Annotated in this window: 22 protein-coding genes; 10 read left to right on the top strand and 12 right to left on the bottom strand. The window is 44.1% G+C overall.

Going from position 1 to position 21,832, the window contains the following annotated elements; genetic code table 11:
- Nucleotides 1–96 precede the first annotated feature (96 nt).
- Nucleotides 97–732, top strand: coding sequence for a response regulator transcription factor (locus R1T43_RS11490; protein WP_061997362.1), 636 nt, complete (start codon nt 97–99; stop codon nt 730–732).
- 117 nt (nt 733–849) lie between these two features.
- Here the strand turns inward: R1T43_RS11490 and R1T43_RS11485 are convergent, their stop codons facing one another.
- The 5 genes from R1T43_RS11485 to purM form a co-directional block, all read right to left on the bottom strand.
- Entirely contained in the window at nt 850–1,401 is a 552-nt protein-coding gene (locus tag R1T43_RS11485; RefSeq protein WP_317348984.1) for a CAP domain-containing protein, read from the bottom strand.
- 118 nt (nt 1,402–1,519) lie between these two features.
- Complete coding sequence (gene fadE / locus R1T43_RS11480; RefSeq protein ID WP_211070855.1) at nt 1,520–3,982, bottom strand: acyl-CoA dehydrogenase FadE; 2,463 nt, start codon at nt 3,980–3,982, stop codon at nt 1,520–1,522.
- Between the two features lie 305 nt (nt 3,983–4,287).
- A complete protein-coding gene (locus tag R1T43_RS11475; RefSeq protein WP_317348981.1) occupies nt 4,288–5,031 on the bottom strand; it encodes a DUF3108 domain-containing protein in 744 nt (247 codons plus the stop codon).
- Nucleotides 4,991–5,641: a phosphoribosylglycinamide formyltransferase gene (purN, locus tag R1T43_RS11470; RefSeq protein ID WP_211070856.1), complete on the bottom strand. Its 651-nt coding sequence runs from the start codon at nt 5,639–5,641 to the stop codon at nt 4,991–4,993. Before purN ends, R1T43_RS11475 begins: the two co-directional genes overlap by 41 nt.
- Nucleotides 5,638–6,678, bottom strand: coding sequence for a phosphoribosylformylglycinamidine cyclo-ligase (purM, locus tag R1T43_RS11465; RefSeq protein ID WP_211070857.1), 1,041 nt, complete (start codon nt 6,676–6,678; stop codon nt 5,638–5,640). The genes purN and purM overlap by 4 nt, the downstream gene beginning before the upstream one ends.
- Nucleotides 6,679–6,955: 277 nt before the next feature.
- Here purM and R1T43_RS11460 point away from each other — a divergent pair, with 277 nt between their 5' ends.
- Both R1T43_RS11460 and hda read left to right on the top strand, forming a co-directional pair.
- Nucleotides 6,956–8,269 (top strand): DUF2066 domain-containing protein, encoded by a 1,314-nt coding sequence (locus R1T43_RS11460; RefSeq protein WP_317348979.1) that lies wholly within the window; start codon nt 6,956–6,958, stop codon nt 8,267–8,269.
- A 10-nt stretch (nt 8,270–8,279) separates the two neighbouring features.
- A complete protein-coding gene (hda, locus tag R1T43_RS11455) occupies nt 8,280–9,014 on the top strand; it encodes a DnaA regulatory inactivator Hda (protein WP_317355786.1) in 735 nt (244 codons plus the stop codon).
- 8 nt (nt 9,015–9,022) lie between these two features.
- Here hda and R1T43_RS11450 read toward each other — a convergent pair whose 3' ends face one another.
- Genes R1T43_RS11450 through arsC form a run of 4 tightly spaced genes read right to left on the bottom strand, consistent with a single transcriptional unit; the run spans nt 9,023 to nt 12,408 of the window.
- On the bottom strand, nt 9,023–10,921 hold the full coding sequence (locus R1T43_RS11450) for a hypothetical protein (RefSeq protein ID WP_317348978.1): 1,899 nt from the start codon (nt 10,919–10,921) through the stop codon (nt 9,023–9,025).
- Between the two features lie 2 nt (nt 10,922–10,923).
- Nucleotides 10,924–11,343 (bottom strand): DUF2069 domain-containing protein, encoded by a 420-nt coding sequence (locus R1T43_RS11445; protein ID WP_057792045.1) that lies wholly within the window; start codon nt 11,341–11,343, stop codon nt 10,924–10,926.
- Complete coding sequence (locus R1T43_RS11440; RefSeq protein ID WP_317348975.1) at nt 11,333–12,055, bottom strand: NAD(P)H-dependent oxidoreductase; 723 nt, start codon at nt 12,053–12,055, stop codon at nt 11,333–11,335. Before R1T43_RS11440 ends, R1T43_RS11445 begins: the two co-directional genes overlap by 11 nt.
- A complete protein-coding gene (gene arsC / locus R1T43_RS11435) occupies nt 12,055–12,408 on the bottom strand; it encodes an arsenate reductase (glutaredoxin) (RefSeq protein ID WP_317348973.1) in 354 nt (117 codons plus the stop codon). The genes R1T43_RS11440 and arsC overlap by 1 nt, the downstream gene beginning before the upstream one ends.
- Before the next feature lie 383 nt (nt 12,409–12,791).
- Between arsC and R1T43_RS11430 the strand changes: the two genes are divergently transcribed.
- Nucleotides 12,792–13,283 (top strand): TlpA disulfide reductase family protein, encoded by a 492-nt coding sequence (locus R1T43_RS11430; RefSeq protein WP_317348970.1) that lies wholly within the window; start codon nt 12,792–12,794, stop codon nt 13,281–13,283.
- Here the strand turns inward: R1T43_RS11430 and R1T43_RS11425 are convergent.
- The gene (locus R1T43_RS11425) at nt 13,278–14,747 is read right to left on the bottom strand and encodes a M48 family metalloprotease (RefSeq protein WP_211070864.1); all 1,470 of its coding nucleotides are present in this window, start codon (nt 14,745–14,747) and stop codon (nt 13,278–13,280) included. The genes R1T43_RS11430 and R1T43_RS11425 overlap by 6 nt on opposite strands.
- A 280-nt stretch (nt 14,748–15,027) precedes the next feature.
- Here R1T43_RS11425 and R1T43_RS11420 point away from each other — a divergent pair, with 280 nt between their 5' ends.
- On the top strand, nt 15,028–16,104 hold the full coding sequence (locus R1T43_RS11420; RefSeq protein ID WP_211070865.1) for an AI-2E family transporter: 1,077 nt from the start codon (nt 15,028–15,030) through the stop codon (nt 16,102–16,104).
- 106 nt (nt 16,105–16,210) lie between these two features.
- Here R1T43_RS11420 and bcp read toward each other — a convergent pair whose 3' ends face one another.
- Nucleotides 16,211–16,681: a thioredoxin-dependent thiol peroxidase gene (gene bcp, locus R1T43_RS11415; RefSeq protein WP_211070866.1), complete on the bottom strand. Its 471-nt coding sequence runs from the start codon at nt 16,679–16,681 to the stop codon at nt 16,211–16,213.
- Nucleotides 16,659–17,222 (bottom strand): glycine cleavage system protein R, encoded by a 564-nt coding sequence (locus R1T43_RS11410; RefSeq protein WP_317348964.1) that lies wholly within the window; start codon nt 17,220–17,222, stop codon nt 16,659–16,661. The genes bcp and R1T43_RS11410 overlap by 23 nt, the downstream gene beginning before the upstream one ends.
- 180 nt (nt 17,223–17,402) lie before the next feature.
- Between R1T43_RS11410 and dapA the strand changes: the two genes are divergently transcribed.
- From dapA to R1T43_RS11385, 5 genes are all read left to right on the top strand, one after another.
- Complete coding sequence (gene dapA, locus R1T43_RS11405) at nt 17,403–18,287, top strand: 4-hydroxy-tetrahydrodipicolinate synthase (RefSeq protein ID WP_317348962.1); 885 nt, start codon at nt 17,403–17,405, stop codon at nt 18,285–18,287.
- 12 nt (nt 18,288–18,299) lie between these two features.
- Nucleotides 18,300–19,403 (top strand): outer membrane protein assembly factor BamC, encoded by a 1,104-nt coding sequence (bamC, locus tag R1T43_RS11400; protein WP_211070868.1) that lies wholly within the window; start codon nt 18,300–18,302, stop codon nt 19,401–19,403.
- Nucleotides 19,404–19,415: 12 nt separating this feature from the next.
- A complete protein-coding gene (gene purC / locus R1T43_RS11395; RefSeq protein ID WP_013784230.1) occupies nt 19,416–20,129 on the top strand; it encodes a phosphoribosylaminoimidazolesuccinocarboxamide synthase in 714 nt (237 codons plus the stop codon).
- 197 nt (nt 20,130–20,326) lie between these two features.
- Complete coding sequence (locus R1T43_RS11390; RefSeq protein ID WP_317348957.1) at nt 20,327–21,253, top strand: DMT family transporter; 927 nt, start codon at nt 20,327–20,329, stop codon at nt 21,251–21,253.
- A gap of 133 nt (nt 21,254–21,386) precedes the next feature.
- A complete protein-coding gene (locus R1T43_RS11385) occupies nt 21,387–21,710 on the top strand; it encodes a hypothetical protein (RefSeq protein ID WP_317348955.1) in 324 nt (107 codons plus the stop codon).
- Nucleotides 21,711–21,832 lie beyond the last annotated feature (122 nt).

The raw sequence follows: 21,832 nt of genomic DNA, 5'->3' as shown, positions 1-21,832 counted from the left end.
TCAAATAAAGCGGTGATTTTTAACGAATAGGGCTTTTAGAATTAAATCGAAAGTATTAACCTAGAGATATAAGAACTAAAGGAAGCAACAACGCTAATGACAAGAATTCTTGTAGCAGATGATCATCCATTGTTTCGTGAAGCACTCAGCGGAGCGCTAGGCCCTTATTTTGAAAACGCGCAGATTCTTGAAGCTGGAAGCCTTGATGCTGCGCTAGCCATTTTAAATGAATACGATGGCATAGAGTTGGTCTTACTTGATTTAAATATGCCAGGCGGTGAATACTTTAATGGCATCATTACCTTGCGTGAACAATATCCTAATATTCCTATCGGCGTAGTGTCTGGTAGCGACACGGTAGAAGTGGTTGCACAAGTAATGAGCTTAGGTGCTCAAGGCTTTATCCCTAAGGTGTCAGCAACACGTGAAATGGCACAAGCCATTGTTGATATCATTGCGGGTAAAAAATGGCTTCCTGAAGGTATGGAAGAAGAGCTTGAGAAAGTAGACGATGAATTGAAGTTGTTGCTTCAACGATTCAGAGAGCTTACGCCTAAACAAATTCAAGTATTGTCATTCCTACGTGCAGGCTTAATGAACAAGCAAATTGCTCACGAAATGAATGTAACAGAAGCGACGATTAAGGCGCACATCAGCGCAATTCTACGTAAACTTGAAATCAACACCCGTACGCAAGCGGTGTTGTTAATGGATAAGCTTCAACTTAGCTAAAGCTTCGGCATAGCTAGGGTTATAAACAAGTTCTACAAATTAAAAAAAGCCGGTGTTTTAAATAACACCGGCTTTTTTGTTTCTGCTGCCATTGCCGCAATTTTTAAAAGTGATAGCTCACTGTTGCATTGGGGTAATTTCACCATTTTCGGTAACAATGCCGAGCCCCTTATCGGGTACTTCACCATATGGTTTCTGTTGTTTATCACTACTTAGTTTAGTGACATAAATCGCCCAGTATTCTATGTGTGGCGTTTTATAATCTTTAAAAAAGGCGACGCCAATTTCATTTTGTTCAGCATAAAAAGGAATTTCACCCAGCAAATGCTGTTTGTGAGAGAACGAGCTTTTTAATGCGTGCCACACCTTTTTTGCGGTTTGATAGCCGCCAGCCAATGCCTCAACCTGATTACTCATAGCATCGCCGTAATAGGAAGGCAGTGTTAGCCCTGCGTTCCGCAAACGGGTGTTAGGGCTGCCATTTAAGAAATGCGACACTAAGCCTTCTTCTGCCATGTCTTTTGCCTTTTGTTCAGCAATGGCAACTAAGGTGGGGTTACAGTGAATTTGGGGGCGTGCTTGGTTTTTATCATTCACAATAAGCCGGGCAAGTTTTTGGGCTTGTTCTGAATTACCACACTGAAAAGTGTCAGAAGGTAATGAAACCATCGGGTTCTGCGATTCAGCATGAGCAGGTGCAGTCAGTAGAAAAGCTAACCATAAAATAGCAGTGGGTTTGATGCATAAAAAAAGGCCGCCGAAGCGGCCCTTTTTAGGGAGGATTAAGCTAAGCAGCTTTGCCTCCTCGTTTCTTCATTTCGCTAGAAGAGTTTACTTTAGCCACTAATTCTTCGTGGTCGAAATCGTCCACGTTAATGGTTCTTAGTCTTCCTGCTTCTGTACGGCGAAGTAAATCAGCTTCTTCTTCGTTAATGATGTCTTCACTAAGCGCTTCATCTGCTAACGCCGCTAAACGTGTGAAAGGCAGTTTCGCTTTCTTATGTTTGCAAATGCGTTCGAAGATTGGCTCGGCTGCTAATACATCATCAAGCGTCTGTTCTAAGTCACCGAACAAGTTACCTTCTTCACGAGAAAGGTACTGACCATAACCTAAACGACTACGTGCGCTACAAGGGGTCTGTAGCATTTGTGCAATAGCATGCTCGGTTTTATCAGAAGGCTTACCAACACGACGACCAAACGGAATAACAAGGCCACGAAGTACAACACCAATGGCTTTGTTAGGGAAGTTTGCTAAGAAGTCATCAATGGCTGTTTCAATGTCATGCAACGTGTTTTGCATTGCCCAATGAAGTAGCGGTAAGTCTTCTTTTAAGCGACCATCTTCGTCAAAACGCTTCAATGTAGTACTACCTAGGTACAAGCCACTTAAGATATCGCCTAAGCGTGCAGATAAACGCTCACGACGTTTTAAGTCGCCGCCTAACACACCCATAGAAACATCGGTAAGTAACGCTAGGTTTGCACTGTAGCCTTGCAACAGCTTGTAGTAGTGAGCGGTTTCGTCAGTGAAAGGTGCACTGCTAAATACGCCGCTAGTTAGTGAGAACCAAACACTACGAACTGTATTTGAAATGGCAAAACCAATATGCCCAAATACGGCTTTATCAAATGCGCTAATGCTTTCTTTCTTATCTTCAATTGACGCCGCTTGAATTTCTTTCAACACGAAAGGGTGACAACGCATTGCGCCTTGACCGAATATCATCATGTTACGAGTAAGAATGTTCGCGCCTTCAACAGTAATTGACACTGGAACACCTTGGTAACCACGGCCCAAATAGTTATTTGGCCCAAGCATTACGCCCTTACCGCCATGAACGTCCATCGAATCATTAATGATTTGACGCATCTTTTCGGTAAGGTGATATTTACAGATTGCCGATATCACAGACGGCTTCTCACCTAAATCAACACCTACTGTTGAAAAGCGTGTTACGCCATCCATCAAGTATGCATTACCACCAATACGGGCTAGCATTTCTTCTACGCCTTCCATATGGCCAACAGGCATACGGAACTGACGGCGAATACGTGCGTAAGCACCAGTTGCCAATGAAACAGACTTAGCACCACCTGCAGCAGAAGACGGCAGGGTAATACAACGGCCTACTGACAAACACTCAACCAGCATACGCCAGCCTCTACCTGCCATCGCTGGACCACCGATGATGTAATCGATTGGAACGAAAATCTCGTTACCGCGAATAGGTCCATTTTGGAAAGGGGTATTCAGCGGGAAGTGACGACGACCAATTTCTAGGCCCTTTGTATCGCGAGGAATAAGTGCACAAGTAATACCTGGCTCTTTATTGTCACTTAATAAACCGTCTGGATCTTGAAGTTTAAACGCTAGACCAATTACCGTAGCTACTGGCGCAAGGGTAATATAACGCTTGTCGAAAGTTAGGCGCATACCTAGCACTTCTTCACCGTTCCATTCGCCTTTACATACCACACCGACATCAGGAATCGCGCCAGCATCTGAACCTGCTTCAGGGCCAGTTAATGCAAAACAAGGCACTTCTTGGCCTGCCGCTAGGCGCGGTAAGTAATGGTCTTGTTGTTCTTTTGTTCCATAGTGCTGAAGTAGTTCGCCTGGGCCTAACGAGTTAGGAACACCAACCGTACTTGAAAGTACTGCGCTAACACCAGCAAGCTTTTGAAGAACGCGAGACTGTGCGAACGCTGAGAACGCTAAGCCGCCGTATTCTTTTTTGATGATCATGGCAAAGAACTTATGTTCTTTAAGGAATGCCCAAATTTCAGGTGATAAATCGGCATCTTTATGGTTAATTTGCCATTCATCTACCATTGAACATACTTCTTCAACCGGCCCGTCTAGGAACGCTTGTTCCTCAGCCGTTAAGCGGCCTTTTGGAATACGGTGAAGTTTTTCCCAATCAGGCTTACCACTGAAAATATCACCGTCCCACCATACTGTACCTGCATCGATTGCTTCTTGTTCGGTGCTAGACATTTCTGGCATTACCTTTCGGTAAAACGCTAATAGTTTCTTAGTGATGTGTTGCTGACGAATATTAGAAAGGGTAAACGGCAGCGTAAGTGCTAGGAATACAATCCAACCAAGTAAACCAATATCGCCGAACAGAGTCCCTAAAATCATGACTCCACCAGCAATACACACTGCTGTTACTAAGCTGGTACGTTGATAGCTGGCAACAGCCAAAGCTAACACTACCAGTAAAAACCAAATAAAATCTGCCATACTTCGCTCCTGAGAAGGCGTTAAATGTAACGCTAATCGTTCCTCTTATTTTGGTTCATGACGCAAGATTCTGCGCAGTTATCAAATTGAGGTCAGACCAGCATGGGTTAAACCTATTATTTAATGGCCCAAAGATCAAGATTTTTACATGAATTTTGCATTAAAACTAACGCTTATAGTTTGCGCTAGCACGCTATAGCTATGGGCTAGCAGCTAGGTTGGGTGAAACGGTCAAATAATGAAAATAGAAAAGAAAAATGGAAATAGGCGGGCAGATCCCCGCCTATTGAAGGTGTAACTTAAAGTTACTCGCTGGTGTAAGACTTCAACTTAATGTCGCCTTGCTCTTCACCATCTTTAAATTGCTGCAATCGCACTAGGGTATAGTTTAATGATGGAGCAAACCACGCGAAGGTTTCGCGAGTTTTAGAATCACGAATAAGTTTCACTTTCACCGTATCGAAATCACCATAGGGTAATGATAATTTTTCATTACCCACTACTTCTACACCGTAGGTACGTAACTCACCGCGATAGTTAACAAAGTCGTAAGTCAGGTTCGTCTCGCCAGATGCTAATTGATTTGCCAGGTCTACACGGTAAATTTGGTTGTCGAACTGACCGTTCCAAACAAACTCGTCGCCATCCTCTACCGCTATTTTGCCGCCGTTACCGGTATTGAAATTAACGGCGAGCTTCTTATCTGGCCCTGTACCTGTGCGAGTATAATGATATTCGATAGGTAAAACGCTGCTATCTTCTACTTTAAAAATAGAGTGCTCGTAGCGTTTGTCAGATAAAAAGAATTTAGAAACTTTGGAAGAGTAGGTGAGGGAATATTGTGTATTACTTAGCGCTTCAAGCTTAATGCGAGCTTCGCCCACATCGTCGCCCCACTTGTAAGCAGTATAAACTGCCTCGTAGGGTTGAAGTTTATTTTCTGTTGCATCGGCCGCGTGGGCGCCAGCGCCCACAAAAGCCATTAATATTGCTGCTACAAAGCGGCGTTTACTCGTTTGCATAACCCGATTCTGGGAGTTCTTGCTCATCTAGGATAGCCTTATTATTTACCATCTTAAGTCGCCCCGCACTGAACCAAGAAAGCACTAATGGGTATATGCGACGCTCCTGTTCTTGAACACGATCTGCTAAGTCTACCGCGGTGTCATCTTCGAAAACCGGCACGCGGCTTTGAATAATGACTGGGCCGCCATCTAATTCAGGTGTCACAAAGTGCACGCTTACGCCGTGTTCTTCGTCGCCGTTATCGATGGCTTGCTGATGCGTATTCAACCCTTTGTATTTGGGCAACAAAGATGGATGAATGTTCACTAATTTTCCAGAAAAAGTATTTACAAACTCAGGCGTTAGGATACGCATGAAGCCAGCAAGTACAATATAGTCTGGGTTTAATGATTCAATTTCAGCTTGCAATGCCTTGTCGTAGCTTTCGCGACTGTCGTGCTGCATGTGGTCTAGGCTTATTGCCGTAATGCCGGCCTCTTGCGCACGGGTTAAACCGTACGCATTTGGGCGGTTACTAATAACACCACAAATTTCAGCATCGAGCTTTTCAGCGCTGATGTTATCAATAATGGCTTGTAGGTTACTGCCGTTACCTGAAATTAAAACGCAAAGTTTGGTTGATGGAGTGCTCACGCGTTTATCTCAACTTGCTGCTCACCGTCTTTGGCTTGAATATCACCAATTAACCATGCGTTTTCACCGTGTTCTTTCAACGTTGCAATAGTGGTCTCTACGTCGGCTTCATCAATAACGATAACTAAGCCAACACCACAGTTGAACGTACGGTACATTTCATGACGAGTAACGTTACCGTTCTCTTGCAGCCAGCTAAATACTGAAGGCCACTGCCAACTCTTCTCGTCAATAACCACTTTTGCATCATCTGGTAATACCCGAGGGATGTTTTCCCAGAAACCACCACCAGTAATGTGCGAAATAGCACTAACTTCAACTTTTTCAAGCAATGCTAAGACTGATTTCACATAAATGCGGGTAGGCTCAAGTAAATGCTCGATAAGCGGCTTGCCGTCTAAATCTTGATTTACGTCGGCGTTGCTCACTTCTAAAATCTTACGAACCAGTGAGTAACCGTTAGAGTGAGGACCTGATGATCCTAGCGCGATAAGTTTCTGGCCAGGCTTTACTTTAGTGCCGTCGATAACTTTTTCAGCTTCAACCACACCTACGCAGAAACCTGCAATATCGTAATCGCCGCCGTGGTACATTCCCGGCATTTCAGCGGTTTCACCACCAATTAGCGCACAACCCGCTTGCTCACAACCATTACCAATACCGGTCACTACCGATGCCGCAACATCAACATCTAGTTTGCCAGTAGCGTAATAATCTAAGAAAAACAGCGGCTCTGCACCTTGCACGATAAGGTCGTTAACGCACATTGCCACTAAGTCGATACCCACGCCATCATGACGGTTTGCATCCATAGCAACACGAAGTTTCGTGCCCACGCCATCGGTTCCAGAAACCAATAAAGGGTTCTTGTATTTCGTTGGAAGCGAACATAATGCGCCAAACCCACCAAGGTTTCCTTTTACTTCCGGACGGTGAGTCCTTTTAGTAACGGATTTAATACGGTCGACAAGTTGGTTTCCCGCATCAATATCGACACCAGCATCTTTATAACTAAGAGAGGTTTTATTTTCGCTCACGTTTGCGCCCTAGAACTAAGAGTAAGAGGTAGAAAAACGCGGATTCTACCAGTAAGTCACCACAAGTCCAATTGACTAAGGCGTATAAGAGTCAGATCATGTGAAAAAAGTGTAATTTGAGTATGAAATACATTTTTTAGCCGCTTCAAACTTCGTTTTTTGTATTTATTGATGAAATAAACACAAATATGACAGAGAATAGCGGGCAACGATCTTTTGGCGTTGTAGTGGAGTAGTGAAGAAATTGATTTCTTATCGGAACAGGAAAATTAGGCGTATGTTTCAGCAACAATTAATTCGCGGTGTAGGTTTGGCAATAGCGGTGTGCACAATGAGTGCTCAGGCTACGCAGCACGTGGTGGTTAATGAAGCACAGATACCTGTTAGTGATCAGAGTCAAAAAACACAAGCCAACGCCGTAAAAGAAGCCTTAACCCAAGTAATGGTAAAGGTGTCAGGTAATACCGCGGTGCTGCAGAACCCTGGGGTAAGGGCAGCACTTAGAAAGCCGGAAGCTTACCTTCGCTCGTACCGTTTTTCCTATTCAGGCAACGAAACCTTTTATGTTGCAGAGTTTGACAAAACTAAGCTAACCGAACTGATGAAACGTGAAGGCCTACCTTTGTGGGGCGAGCGTAGACCAGAAACCATTGTGTGGTTGGCCACAGAAACCGACGACAACGAACGCATTATTTTAGATGAAAGTTCACCGACACCCGTAGGGGAAATGTTGGTTAACACTGCGAAAACACGAGGTGTACCGGTAAGCCTGCCACTAATGGATTTAACCGACTCTGCCAGCATCTCAATTTACGATGTGTGGGGTAGGTTCGTTCAGTCTTTAACGGCATCATCACAGCGTTATGGTGTTGATAATATTATTGGCGCTCGTTTGTATAAAAATACTCCTGGGGAAATGCCGTCTATTCCTGAAGGTTTGCCTGCATCATCTGGTTCTAACCAAGATGTCGGTGAAGGTTCAACCGAAGCGCAGCCACTCAGCGGTGAACTTGATTTAAGTGAAGTTGGGATAGACCCAAATGGGCAGGAAGTAGGAAGCGGCAGCGTTACCGGCGAGGAACTCATAGCCTCAATGGTGAATGAAGCGCAAGAAATGCCGCCTTTCACGATGGACGAATTCACCCAATATGCGCAAAAAGCACAAGAGGGTGAATATGCACTTGATTGGGTATTTGTGGGTAATGGCAAGGTAAGCTATGGTTCTATTTTTGCCGACGAACCTACGTCACTCACGCACCAGTTGGTTGATGCTTATGCCAATTACTTGTCCTCACAATATGCTGTGATCCCTGGTGCCGTAGACGCAGAGCGAGTGCAAATATCTGTGTCGGTTGCTAATTTAGACTCATTAAAAAAATACGCTAACGCCAATGCGTATTTAAACAGCTTAAGCGTTATAGAAGAGGCCATGCTAACCGGGCAAACCGGTTCCGTAGCCACTTATAATTTAACCTTGCTTGGTACGCCAGAGGATTTACTCAATACTGTAAGGCTTGAATCTAAACTTCGGCCTGTCACCGATGCCTTTGGTCAAGTGGTAGAAGGATATACCTTTTACTGGAATGAATGACCCTTTTGCTATGCAGCTAACTCTCCCTGTAACGCTACCCACAGATGAAACGTTCGACAGTTTTGTTGATACGGGAAACCAAGAAGTGGTGGCGTTGCTTAAGGGTATTCCAAGTGCTATGCCTGCATGGCAGGATGCACCGTCTTTAGCTTCGCTTTCTGCATTACATCTGCCATTAGTTACATTGTTAGGTGGTCAGGGCTTGGGTAAAAGCCATTTACTGTATGCTTTGTGTCATCAACTGGCACAGCAAAACGTTAATCACCTTTATTTAAATTTGAATCATCATGCCCAGTGGTCTTTCGATATTTTTGATGGGTTAGAAAATCTCTCGGTTATCTGTTTAGATAATATACATGCCATTGCTGGTCATCCACGCTGGGAAGAAGCCTTATTCGACCTTTTCAATCGGGTGATAGAAAACCCTCACGCACTCTTTGTGGGGAGTAGTCAACACGGGCCTTCACACCCAGCATTTCAATTACCAGATTTAAGCTCTAGGCTTGCATGGGGCGTTATTTATCATTTAACGGCGCTTAATGATGAGTCGCGTAAGGAAGTGGTGCGATTGCGTGCTGACCAACGAGGATTAAGGTTGTCAGAACAGGCATTGCAGTTTTTGTTGCACCATAGCGATAGAGATTTACGAAGCTTGTTAAGCTTATTAGCCAGGCTTGATACCCGTTCATTGCAGGAACAAAAAAAGCTTTCTGTGGCTATGGTTAAGCGGGAACTCGGGCTTTAATTTTCTAACTATAAACGCGCTTCAAGCTTCTCTTGCGCCTCTATAATCGCTTTCTTTTCATCGCCTGTAAGCTGCACACTATCTTCATTGTCTAAATCTACCGTATTAAACCAAGTGCTACCGGCAGGAAATAAGGTTGGCGTTGGCATGGCAGCTTGAATAGCCGGAATGTCGAGCTCAGGAAGTACGCGGCTAACCGCATAATCTACCCGTAATTGCAGGTTACTATCGTTAATACGATCCCGTTGCCCCCAAGTGACATCGTAAGAGCCATCGTCTACTGCATCACCTGAAAATATGGCCACATCCGCACTGGCGCCCATTCGATAAAGCATCATGAAGCGCTCGACCAAATTAGCGAAATCTTCTCTTTCAGTGTAATAGGAATAAAAGGTAACTGCACCGTCGCTAGCGAACCAATTGGCCACTTGAGCCGCTGAATAAGCACGCTGTGTACTGTTTGCATCATCACCCCCATAACGTACCTGCGCCAGCGAATGTAGTTCGGATGAGGTAAGCGGCAAGGTGTTTTCAAGGCCAGTTGATAAAGGCGCGTTGTTATTAACGTAATTTAGTGGGGTATTACTGTTAGATAAGGATGACCAGGTTGTATAGTCGAAGAAATCATTCGCGTGGGCGAGTTCGTGGTACATCAACCATGTTAGTGCAGCATCGACACCTTGTTGAGTACGGGTTGCCCTTGCTGACGCTGCCAAGCCAGTTTGTGGATAGTAATAGGCTGCGTCTTTTACGTATCGCCAAAAAATAGAAAAATCTAAATCACTACCAAAGCCGCTACGGTAATCGGGTTGAGTATTAATGGTGTCTCTTTCTTCAGGGCTGCGCCAAAAGTTATTTGCATCAAGATAAATAGCACCAGTCACTGCCCAATAAAATGAGGGGCGAATATCGTAAGAAATAACAACCGCACTGGTTGCTCTTAGCATTTGTAGCAAATCTTCACTGCTGTTAGATGTTTCTAAAAACTGCTCGAATGCCTCTCCCATCCATGGATGTGACACATAGGTTCTATCTAAAATATCATCAATAGTAGGGGATTCTGTTTGCTGCCCAATAAGAGGAAGTTGCGCAAATGTGCAGCTGGAAGTTAGCTCGTTGTGGTAAACGCAAGCGTCCAGCGCTGCAGCATATGGGCTATTCGGACGATACGCTAGCATGTGCGACGTCACGGTTTCTGGATTACTGCCTGAGTCATCAACGAAATACGCATCTGAATCTATATTGATATTTTTTATCAACACTTGAGCCGTATCGGTTGCAACCGAGCCATCATCGAAAGTCAGCGTAGCTTGAATTTCAGCAATGCTGTCGGCGCTTACTTGTGGCGCTTGAAAATAAAGATTATAAGAAAAATCGCCGTCATCAAAAGTAAAAGCGGGTATTGATGCCCCTGATAACTGTTCCCACGTAATGTCGGTAACGGTTTTCAAGCTGTTGTTATCTACGTGCAGTGAAACGCGGCCACCTTCGCTGGCTTCGTGACCTAAGCGTAAAATAGCTTCAGGAGGCTGGTCTTCAATAACGGTAAGGCTCAGCTCGTCAGTTAAGGTGTCGGCACTAGAAAAAGTGGCAGTAACCGAAACAAGGTAATCGCCGGCCGCCATAGCATCGAAACCTATGGCTTGGGTATGCGATGCAAGAGGAGTTATATTGGTTGCTTGTGTGCTAACGCTAGTTGCACTTACCGTCCAGTTTACGTTAGTAATAAATGTGCCCGATGGGGCGACAACGGCAAAATCGGCAGAGTCGCCAGCAATAATTTCGCTGGCGCCCTGTATTGTTAGGCTGGGTGGCGAAGATGGGGTAGGTGTAGTGACGTTGCTATCTCCTGTTGAACCGCCGCATCCATATAATGCCAACAGTGAAATCGGTAGTAGCCACTTCATCGTTATTCCCCTTGTTCGAAATGCGCCTTTTCTTCTTGCATAACTTGTTTAAGTTTCTTTAATCCAAGGCCTAGTTCACGTCCACGTTTACGAGCAAACGCACTGCAACCAACGAACATTCCAACACAAAGCAGAATTTCAATTGCCGCATACCAGCGCTCTTCAGGGACTGCATAAGCCACCGTACAACCGTGCATTAAATAAAACAGTACCACGAAATTTGCCCAAGCGTGAGTATACGGCTTGCCTTGTATAATTCCCTTGTAAGGTAAAAGTAACGGCACTAAATAAACCAACGTAATAAAGATTGGCGAGTACGTTAGCGTTTTATTAAGAAAAAACTGCCACGCAATAATCCACGCTATTAAGAGGGTATGGCACCCAAGTGCCAAATAACGATAAAAGCGAGTGTTAGGCGCCATGTGTTGTCTCCGGGTTATTCGCATGCCACAAAGCATTGGCTAATTTTGCCAGACGTTTACCTTGAGCAATACATAAAGATTTTTCATCTTCAGTGAGTGTGACTGCGTTGTCGAGGGCGACATGGCTCACACCGTAAGGGCTGCCACCGCTGCGAGTTTCATGAAGCGCTGGCTCGCTGTAGGGCAGGCCGCACATCACCATGCCGTGGTGGAATAATGGGATCATCATGGAAAGCAGTGTCGATTCTTGACCGCCATGCATGGAAGAACTTGATGTAAACACACACGCAGGCTTATTAATTAGCGACCCTTTTAGCCACTGGCTACTGGTGCTGTCTAAAAAGTGCTTTACTGGCGCTGCCATATTACCAAATCGCGTAGGGCTTCCTAAGGCAAGGGCACTACATTGCTCGAGTTCTTGTAAGGTAACCGTGGGGGCTGCGTTAGGGTTTGATTCTTCCACACTGACGTTGGTGCTCTCTTCTTCAGAGCCTTGCTCATTTAAATTCGAACTAGCGCCATTCGAATTAGCGTTTAGGCTTGCCACGCTGCGCACAATAACTTCTGGTCGCACAAATGATGTACCAGTAGAAGGTGATGACGCGTTCGCTTCAAAGCTTGATAGTTGAGCCATTGCCCCTTGGGCGATAGCATCAGCTAACCGTTTGGTACTGCCATGGCGGCTGTAATAAAGAATTAAAATAGGGCCCATTATACGATTTCCAATACGGCCTCTGGCGGTCTTCCAATACGCGCAGTATTGTTATTAATAACAACTGGGCGCTCAATTAACTTAGGGTGTTCTACCATGGCAGCGAAAAGCTGCTCATCGGTAATATCTGCACTACCTAATGCTGCAGCTTTATAGGCATCTTCTTTCGTGCGCATCATGTCGCGTACATTTTCAACGTTAAGTTGCCCAAACAGAGTTTTAAGTTCATCGATGCTCAGTGGCGTTTTTAAGTATTCTACTACGGTAGGCGATCTACCTTTTTCTTCAAGTAGTGCTAAGGTTTGGCGGCTTTTAGAGCAGCGCGGGTTATGTAAAATAGTAACCGAAGACATATTGTCGCCTCATCGTTTAATCATGGCCAAATTTTGGCGCTGACTATTGCTTGTTTGAAGGTGTTTTTCAAGGTGCTAAGCCCTTATTAATGATAAAAGCGCATTAATATTGGTGTTTAGGGGTTATAAATTAACGCTGTTGCTAAGCAATTAACGCTGATGCTAAGCAATTAACCTTGCTTGTGCAAACTGCGCGCTAAAAATGATGCTTTTGAAATTGAGCCGGTAGAAAGGCAAGCCCATTTGAAAACACTGGAAAATACTTGCTATTAAATACGCAGCAAGGCATGTTTTCACACCGTTATTGTTTATTATAAATAACAACGCTTTTCTTATATAAAAGAAGTATGGCAAAAAAGTACGGAAAAAAAGGTACGCTAAAAATGACGAACGCTGTGAAGCAAGGGGTGTTGATTATATTGGTGATGTTACTTTCAGCAACCGCTGGAGTGTGGTTTTATCATTACCATCAAACCGACTTTGAAACCCTCCAGGGCGAACAATATAAGTGGCGAGATTTAGAAGGTGATTGGGTGATCATCAATTACTTTGCGCCCTGGTGTGCCCCTTGTTTAAGAGAAATGCCTGAGTTACACCATTTAAACGACAACCTACCGCCAAACACATCGTTATTCGCCATTAACTACGACGTACTACCGGTAGCCGATTTACAGGCCATGGCAGAGAAATTCGACATCACGCTGAATTTGATTGTGGCCAATGAAGAAACCCAGCTTCCCATTACTAAGCCGCCGTATTTACCGGCGACTTACATTGTGGGCCCGCAAGGACAGGTTCAAGCCGAGATTTTAGGTGAGGTAACTGCTGATATTTTAAAAGACAAAATAGCAAAGTTGCAGGAGCAGGCGTTATAAGCGCTGCAACCGCTCTTCTTGATCTCTAAATTGCTTTATTCTTGCCCTAATGCGTTGCTTTTGAAGATGATCGTCGTCTTTCGCAAAGTTATAAGCATACTGTAGTTCATCCACGGCGCGAGTATAGGCGCCATACAAGGCGTACACTTCTGCCTTACTTTGATGCATTTGCGAAAAGCGCTTCGCTTTTTGGTACGCTTCAGACATCAACTGATGCGCAATTTGATATTCGTCGTTTACTAGTAAAAAGTCTTTTAGCAAACTAATAGCATCATCATAACGGCTAGCACTAATCATGGCATTTGCTTGATTCAGCGCCAATACTTGATTGCGCGGGCTGTTCTCTACAAACGGTGACAGCATTTCTACTGCCTTTAAAGGCTCGCCCTTGGCAATGTAAATATCGGTTGCGGCATCTAAGTAAAACAGGTTGCCGCTATCTTTACGTAACAACTCACCCATAACGATGTCTTGGGCTTTGTCGTACTCTTCAGTTCTCATATACGCCAATGCCAACGCATAAAGCGATGCTTCTTTAACGCGGTAAACTTCTTTATCTAACTGAGCGGTAAAATACTCTACCGCGTAATCCGGTTCAAATGAGTACCTAGCCATGATGCGGGCTTTAGCCAGTTCGAATTGTTTACTTACCGGAACAAAGCGAGAAGGGTAGTCGTCTGCACGAGAACGGGCATCGGCAATACGAGACTCAGTTAATGGGTGAGTTAATAAACGTGCTGGCGGGCGAGAAACGTTTCGATACTCTTCAGCCATAATTGAAAAGAAGTCGGCGGCGCCGTTGGCATCAAACCCAGCGCGAGACAACATGGCAATACCGATGCGGTCGGCCTCTTGCTCGTTAGAACGGGTGTAGTCAATTTGCATTTGTACAGAAGCCGCTTGGCCAGCTTGCATGGCCGCCATACCCGCTTGCGGGTTTGCCATGGCAATTAATACGCCACCAATAAGTGAAGCAATGGCTAAGGGCGACGAACGTTGTTGCGCTTGCATGCTTCGCGCAATATGCCGTTGTGTAACGTGAGAAATTTCGTGAGCAAGAACCGAGGCCAATTCACTTTCAGTGTTTGCTCTGCGCATAAGGCCAGTATGAACGCCTATATGCCCACCAAAGAAAGCGAAGGCGTTAATCGCATCGTTATCTACCCAGAAAAAACGGAATGGGAATTTGGCGTTTTCGGCATGAATGACTAAGCGGTTGCCTAAATCTTGTAGGTATTCATCTAAAACAGGATCGGCTATTAGCGGGCTTTGCCCACGCATTTGACGCATAACGGCATCGCCAACAATCATTTCTTTGTCTAAAGAAATGGCGTCAGACGCCACTACGCCAATTTCAGGTAGCGCATTTTTATTCGTGTAACTCACGCTTTGCGCAATACTCGACAAGCTAGCTGTAATAAGGAAAGACAGCACCAAGAGTTTTTGAGATAACCTTTTCTTCATGTACCTGTGATTTACTGAACAATACTGGAATACGTATTAGAGCACCAAAGTACCGTTTCAGTTTCAATTATTTATTATGAATTTTATCATTCTGCCTAGATAAGTACGTTTATGCCAGTTTTAGTGCAAATCTGTCATTATCAATTAGCGTGGCGTTTGATTCGAATATTGCTTATTAAATCGTCTTACCAGATTGATTTAAATAGAAAGTGTATTGCCCGATGCTAAGTCTTTACACTATGATGCGTATCCTATTCTTAAAATTTCTCAGGAAGCTTTTATGATCAGTGTGTTTGGTCGCTGGTACCGACGCAAATTTTCCGATCCTGATGCAGCCATGCTGCTTATTCTAATACTTATTACCACCGCCGCGCTGCTTTTGTGGGGCGAGCTTATAATGCCTGTTTTAGTGGCAGCGATTGTGGCTTACTTACTGGACTGGCCAGTTACCCACCTTGTTAGATTTGGCGTAAGCCGCGCTATTGCTTGCGGCATTGTATTAATGGGGTTTATTACCCTGGTCATTTTCATGCTAATTGGTTTAGTGCCCATTGTGACTCGCCAAAGCATTAATCTTATTCAAGAAACCCCTTTAATATGGCAGAAGGCACAAGATTGGATCTTAACCTTGCCGGAAAAATACCCTGACTATGTGCAGGTTTACCAAATTCATCAAATGATGGAAGGGCTAAACGACAAACTTGTTGGTGTAGGCGAAACATTAATATCAGCGTCTTTTAGTAACATTGCCAATGTGGCTGCGCTATTAGTTTATGCGGTGCTTGTGCCTTTAATGGTGTTTTTCATGCTGAAAGACAAGATGTATTTCTTAGAAAGCATTTCTAACTTGTTACCCAAAGAGCGCCGGTTAATTACGCAAGTTGGCCATGAAATGAATTCACAAATTGCCAATTACATTCGCGGCAAAGTGATAGAAATTGTGATTGTTAGCTTAGTGTCATGCGTAACCTTCGCCTTTATGGATTTGCGATACGCTATATTGCTTGGCGTATTGGTGGGCATTTCTGTGCTGATTCCTTACATAGGCGCTGCGGTAGTCACCATTCCCGTTGCCATAGTCGCGCTATTTCAATGGGGTTTAACGCCTGATTTCTGGTATCTGTTTATTGCCTATTCAATCATTCAGGCACTAGATGGAAACTTATTGGTGCCATTGCTTTTCTCTGAAGCAGTAAGCTTGCACCCACTGTATATCATTATTGCAGTGCTGGTATTTGGCGGCTTATGGGGTTTTTGGGGCGTTTTCTTTGCTATACCGTTGGCAACATTGGTAAAAGCAGTAATAACAGCGTGGTCGAGTAATCCTGAGGGATTAACTGTGGCTGAAAGCAAATAGCGCATTAGGCTAAACAAAGAATAAAATTAATAACCAGCAAAACGAAAAAAGGGCGGTAGTGTGAACTACCGCCCTTTTTGTTTCCAACCAATACGCGTGACGTGAATTACTTATTATCAGCCAAGTAATCTAACACTACTGTGTGATGTTCTTTGGTTTTAAACTTATTGAAAACGTGTTCGATAACACCGTTTTCGTCTACTAAAAAGCTCAAGCGGTGAATACCGTCATACTCTTTACCCATGAACTTTTTCAAGCCCCATACGCCAAAAGCGTCTGCAACCGCGTGGTCTTCGTCAGACAACAAAGTAAAGTTTAGGCTTTCTTTTTCAGCGAATTTTGGCAAGCGTTTAACCGCATCAGGGCTGATGCCCATTACTTCTACGTTCAAGCCGTCTAATGCCTCTTTACTGTCGCGTAAGCCTTGCGCTTGAACGGTACAGCCTGGGGTCATCGCCTTAGGGTAAAAGTAAACCAGTACTTTCTTGCCTAGGTAATCTGATAACGTAATGGTTTCATCATTTTGGTTTTGAAGTGAAAACTGTGGTGCTTTATCACCAGCTTGAAGCGTGTTCATTAGATTCCTTAATATGTTTATCTACAACTTTTCCGGTTACGTTGAGCTCTTCAAATAACGCGGTTAGCTCTGATTCTAGGGCAGCAAAATCTTCAGATGCAGGCATATTCACAACGAATTTGCAGCGCATACATTCGTTTTTACACTCGGCCGCTTTATAAGTGGCTTGCCTAAATGCACTAATTGACGCGTTACGTTTTGCGAAAAAGCCTGTTACTGCTTCTATTAGCCCAGCGGTATCTTCGCCGCTGAACTCAACGTGAAATAAGTGATCGAGATTTTGCTTTTCGTGGTGACTGGTACGTTTCATCATGGAAAGCAGATCGAGACGCTGACAAAGAGGGGGCACGGTACACTCAGCGCGGGTAATGGCAGACTGCGAGCCTTCAATGATCATAGTAAGCGAGAACTCTTGACCATAAACAGCTTGGCGGCTATCTAAAATGTTGCACTGGGCTTCTGATACCGTGGTCGCAATTTCGCTTAATATACCCGTTTTATCTGTACCTAAAATGGTAACAATCAGTTGGTGCTGAGACATTAAAACCTACATCACAGGAAACGTATTGGGTGATGGTAGCATAGAGTTTTTTTTTAGTACCAGCGGCTTTTTGTAGTATTGATGCAGATTATTGTCAAATTCTTGTCATTTAGGCGTGAGATAGCTTGTGTTTAGCTACCGACATATTTACCATGTGCGCTCATATTTTGCGGAGAGATTATGTTTACTGGTAGTTACGTAGCACTCGTCACGCCGATGTTTGAATACGGCGACATCGATTACAAGTCACTTGAGAAGCTAGTGCGCTTTCATGTTGAACAAGGCACACATGGTATTGTGTCTGTTGGCACCACTGGCGAGTCGGCCACCTTACCGTTTGATGAACACGTAAACGTCGTTAAAGAGACCGTTGCTATGGTGTCTGGCGCTATTCCTGTTATTGCAGGTAGTGGCGCAAACTCAACTGCTGAAGCGATTTTTCTTACTCAACAATTGGGTGCGGCCGGTATCGACGGCTTCTTAAGCGTAGTCCCTTACTACAACAAGCCTCAACAAGCAGGCATGGTGGCACACTTCAACGCCATTGCTGATGCAAGCGATTTACCTGTGTTGTTATACAACGTACCAGGTAGAACTGTTGCTGATATGCTGCCTGCAACCGTTGCAGAACTTTCATCTCACAAAAACATTGTTGGATTAAAAGACGCAACCGGTGATATTGCTCGTCTTAAAGAAACGCAAGCACTTGTCCCTTCAGACTTCGTTTTATTAAGTGGCGATGACGGCACAAGTTGTGAATTCATGTGTGAAGGCGGTCATGGCGTTATTTCTGTGACAGCAAACGTGGTTCCAAAGGCCATTGCACAAATGTGCGAAGCCGCTTTAGCAAAAGATTTTGATAAATGTCGCACTATAGATGAAAGCATCGAATTGCTTCACACCGCGCTATTTATCGAGCCTAATCCAGTTATTCCTAAGTGGGCTTTATACAAAATGGGCATGATGGAAAGTGCACAAATGCGATTACCTATGGTTTTACCGGAACTTGTAAGCCAAAAACATATCGAAGAACTATTACAAAAATACGCATTGATTTCGGGTTAATAAGGAACACAGATGAATAGAACGCTGGCTATAGTGAGTTCGATGGTAGTAATCGCACTTGCAGGTTGTTCAAGCCAAACAGACAGAAAGACGGCTTCAGGTACGTACAAATACTTAGAAACGAAAGAACAAAAGCAAGTACAAGTTCCAGCCGACTTAGATGCGCCAACTTTTTCTAGAGAGTTTGCAGTACCTGAATTAGACGACAGCGTAGATGAAAGTCTTGTTGGCAAGAAATTGCTTGTGCAGTCTCCTGCATTGGTATTGCCACTGGTTACGGGTTCGCACGTAGAAGAAGGCAAAAGCACAGCAACAATTTGGTTCGACCAAGTTGATGATAGCCAGCCGTTAAGCCAAGCAGTTTGGAATTCATTGTTAAGCTTCCTAGACGAACAAGGTATTGGCGTCGATTTCTTCGATCCTGAACAGCAAGTGCTAAACACTGATTGGATGATTATCAAAAAAGAAGTGGATAGCCCATGGTACAGCTGGACCAGCACTGAAAGTGAAGTGGGTCGCCGCTTTGAATTCACTCTAGATGTAAAACCTCACGGTAGAACCGCAGCACTTTCTGTTGATTTAAAAGACTACATGGCCACCACGGGTGACGATGTTGTTGCAGAAATTTCAAGCATGCAAGAGCGCCGCGAGGAAGTAGACGTACTTAACCAAGTGATTGGTCATTACGAATACCAGATTCAATTACAAGAAACTCGTCGCATTGCACGTATTCGCCAAGGCCTAAATACCGAAATGGGCTTTAACGATGACGGCAACCCAGCATTCATGGTTGATGCACAATACGATGTGGTATGGCCACGTATGTTATTGGTATTGCGTAAACTTGGTTTCGACGTTAAAGATTTAGATAAATCTAACGGCCTACTGTTTGTTTCCTATAATGGTAGTGACACGGGTTGGTGGGGCGGTTTGTTCTCCAGCGACAATGAGTTACTTGAAAAAGGTGACTACCGTTTAAAAGTTTCACGTGCCGGTGAGAAACGCAGTTCAGTGACTTTCATGAATAATGAAAGCGAACCTTTTGAAGCCAATCAGGTTTCAGACCTTTACGGCGCATTTGCCGAGGTCATGTCAGAAGATAACCTTGATATATAATTGAGACTGAGAATGGAAAAACGTGACGAGCTTTACCGCGGTAAAGCAAAAACTGTGTATTTTACTGATGATAGCGATAAGTTAATTCTGCATTTCAGAAACGACACATCAGCTTTTGATGGTGAAAAAATTGAACAGCTAGACCGTAAAGGCGAAGTGAATAACAAGTTTAACCATTTTATTATGACTAAACTTGAAGAAGCGGGTATTGCTACGCAAGTAGAAGCTTTGCTTTCTGACACTGAATCTTTAGTTAAAAAGCTAGACATGATCCCAGTGGAATGTGTTGTTCGTAACCTAGCGGCAGGCTCTTTGGTTCGTCGTCTTGGTGTAGAAGAAGGGCAAACGTTGGCGCCGCCTGTGTTTGAATTCTTCCTTAAAAATGACGCATTGCACGATCCTATGATTAACGATTATCACATTGTGTCATTTGGATGGGCGACAGAAGCACAAATTGCTGAAATGAAGTCGTTAACGTTTAAAGTAAATGCTGTGCTTAAATCGCTGTTTGATGAAGCAGGCATGTTGCTAGTAGATTACAAACTTGAATTCGGTGTTGATCCTGATGGCAACATTGTTTTAGGTGATGAATTTACGCCTGACGGTTGCCGCTTGTGGGACAAAGAAACCCGCAAGAAGATGGACAAAGACCGTTTCAGACAAGGCCTAGGCTCAGTGGTTGAAACTTACATTGAAGTTGCAGAACGCTTAGGTGTTTCACTGTAACGGCATGTTAGTGTAACGATTGAAAGAAAAAAGGACCCATTGCGGTCCTTTTCTTTTGCCTGTAAAAAGGTAGTTTACAAAGCCTTGATTAAAAAGAGCTTTGTGTATTTTTACATGTGGCTATGTGCACGAAATAACCTGGTAAAGTTATCAACCTTATAAAAGGGCTTTTATGAATACGCTGATGGAGAAAATGAATGGGTAACCCGTACGGATTAGTGTGTATTGCCATGCTGGCGTTTGCGGCCAATTCGTTGTTGTGCCGTATGGCACTGGCCAATACCGATATCGATCCAGGCCTTTTCACCACAATACGCTTAGCCAGTGGGGCATTGTGTTTAACCCTTTTGGTCGCTTTTACTGCCCGCCGCGCAGCGTTAGCCAATAACAAAAGTGAGCAAAGCGCTTCTGGAACAGAAAGCGCTGCGGCTAATATAAACACCAGCCCAATAGCGGCCATTAAACAACAGGCATCAATAGCAGGGGCGCTATGCTTATTCGTTTACGCTATTGGGTTTTCTTACGCGTATATCTCTATGTCGACAGGCACAGGTGCGCTGCTTTTGTTTGGCGCAGTGCAGCTCACTATGATTTCAGTAGGTTTGCTAAAAGGCGAACGCTTTGCTGCATTTCAGTGGTTGGGCTTTTTACTGGCTTTTGCAGGCTTAGTTATCTTGTTGCTACCCGGTGCCAGCGCGCCGCCACTGTTTTCAGCGCTATTAATGATAAGTGCCGGTATTGCGTGGGGCTTTTATTCGTTGTTAGGTAAAAAGAGTAATGCGCCTTTGTTGCTTACCGCCGGTAATTTTTCATACGCCACGCTTTTCACCATACCTTTAATTATTTGGCTATGGGTAACAGGCACGTGGCAGTGGAGCAATGATGGCGTGATGTATGCGCTAGCGTCTGGCATAGTGGCATCGGGTTGCGGTTATGCCATTTGGTATAAAGCACTACCCTTAATTCAGTCGACAACGGCCGCTACCGTTCAGTTGAGTGTGCCGGTAATAGCCACACTAATGGGGTGGGCATTTCTTGCCGAAACGATAAGTGTTCAGATAATGGTTGCCTCTTTAATGACCCTAGGCGGAATTTGGTTAGTCATTCAAAAACGTACCCGTTAATTGAACAATAGTGGACGCTGTTTTTTCATTACCGTAGAACCCACATATGAGAGATTGGTAATATATGTTAAAAAGTAGTTAAATGTAGCTATAAATAGCATAGCGACTACGACTATTACGGTAGGGGACTAACGTGGGCTTATTTTCTAACATTCGACGGGCACTCGTTGTGTCTAAATTTCAGCGTAAAGACTTGAAGATTATTGGGGCTATCCCTACAGAAAGGTTCGCAACCATTGTTTTTCAGTTTAAAGACGAAGGGTGGGAGTTAACCGATGCCCCTGGCGACTTAGATGTAAGTCGTGACAGTTGGCAGGGTAAACTTCGAAAAGGAACCAGTACCCTTACTTGCAATTGGAATAATGACGACGAGGGCGAAATAGTAGGTTTAACCAGAATTATCGAAGGCATTGGTAAAGACTTCAACTTAGAAGTGCAATCTACACCTAGTCGATAACCTCAGTTGATAATTTAAATTGATAACCTAAGTCGATAACCTAGGCTTTGAACACATAAAAAAATGACGTAGACAAGCATAAGGGAAACAAAGCTTATCTACGTCATTTATAAACCGATGGA

The organism is Alteromonas sp. CI.11.F.A3 (assembly GCF_032925565.1).
Lineage (GTDB): Bacteria > Pseudomonadota > Gammaproteobacteria > Enterobacterales > Alteromonadaceae > Alteromonas.
This window is presented reverse-complemented; position numbering and strand designations above follow the sequence as displayed.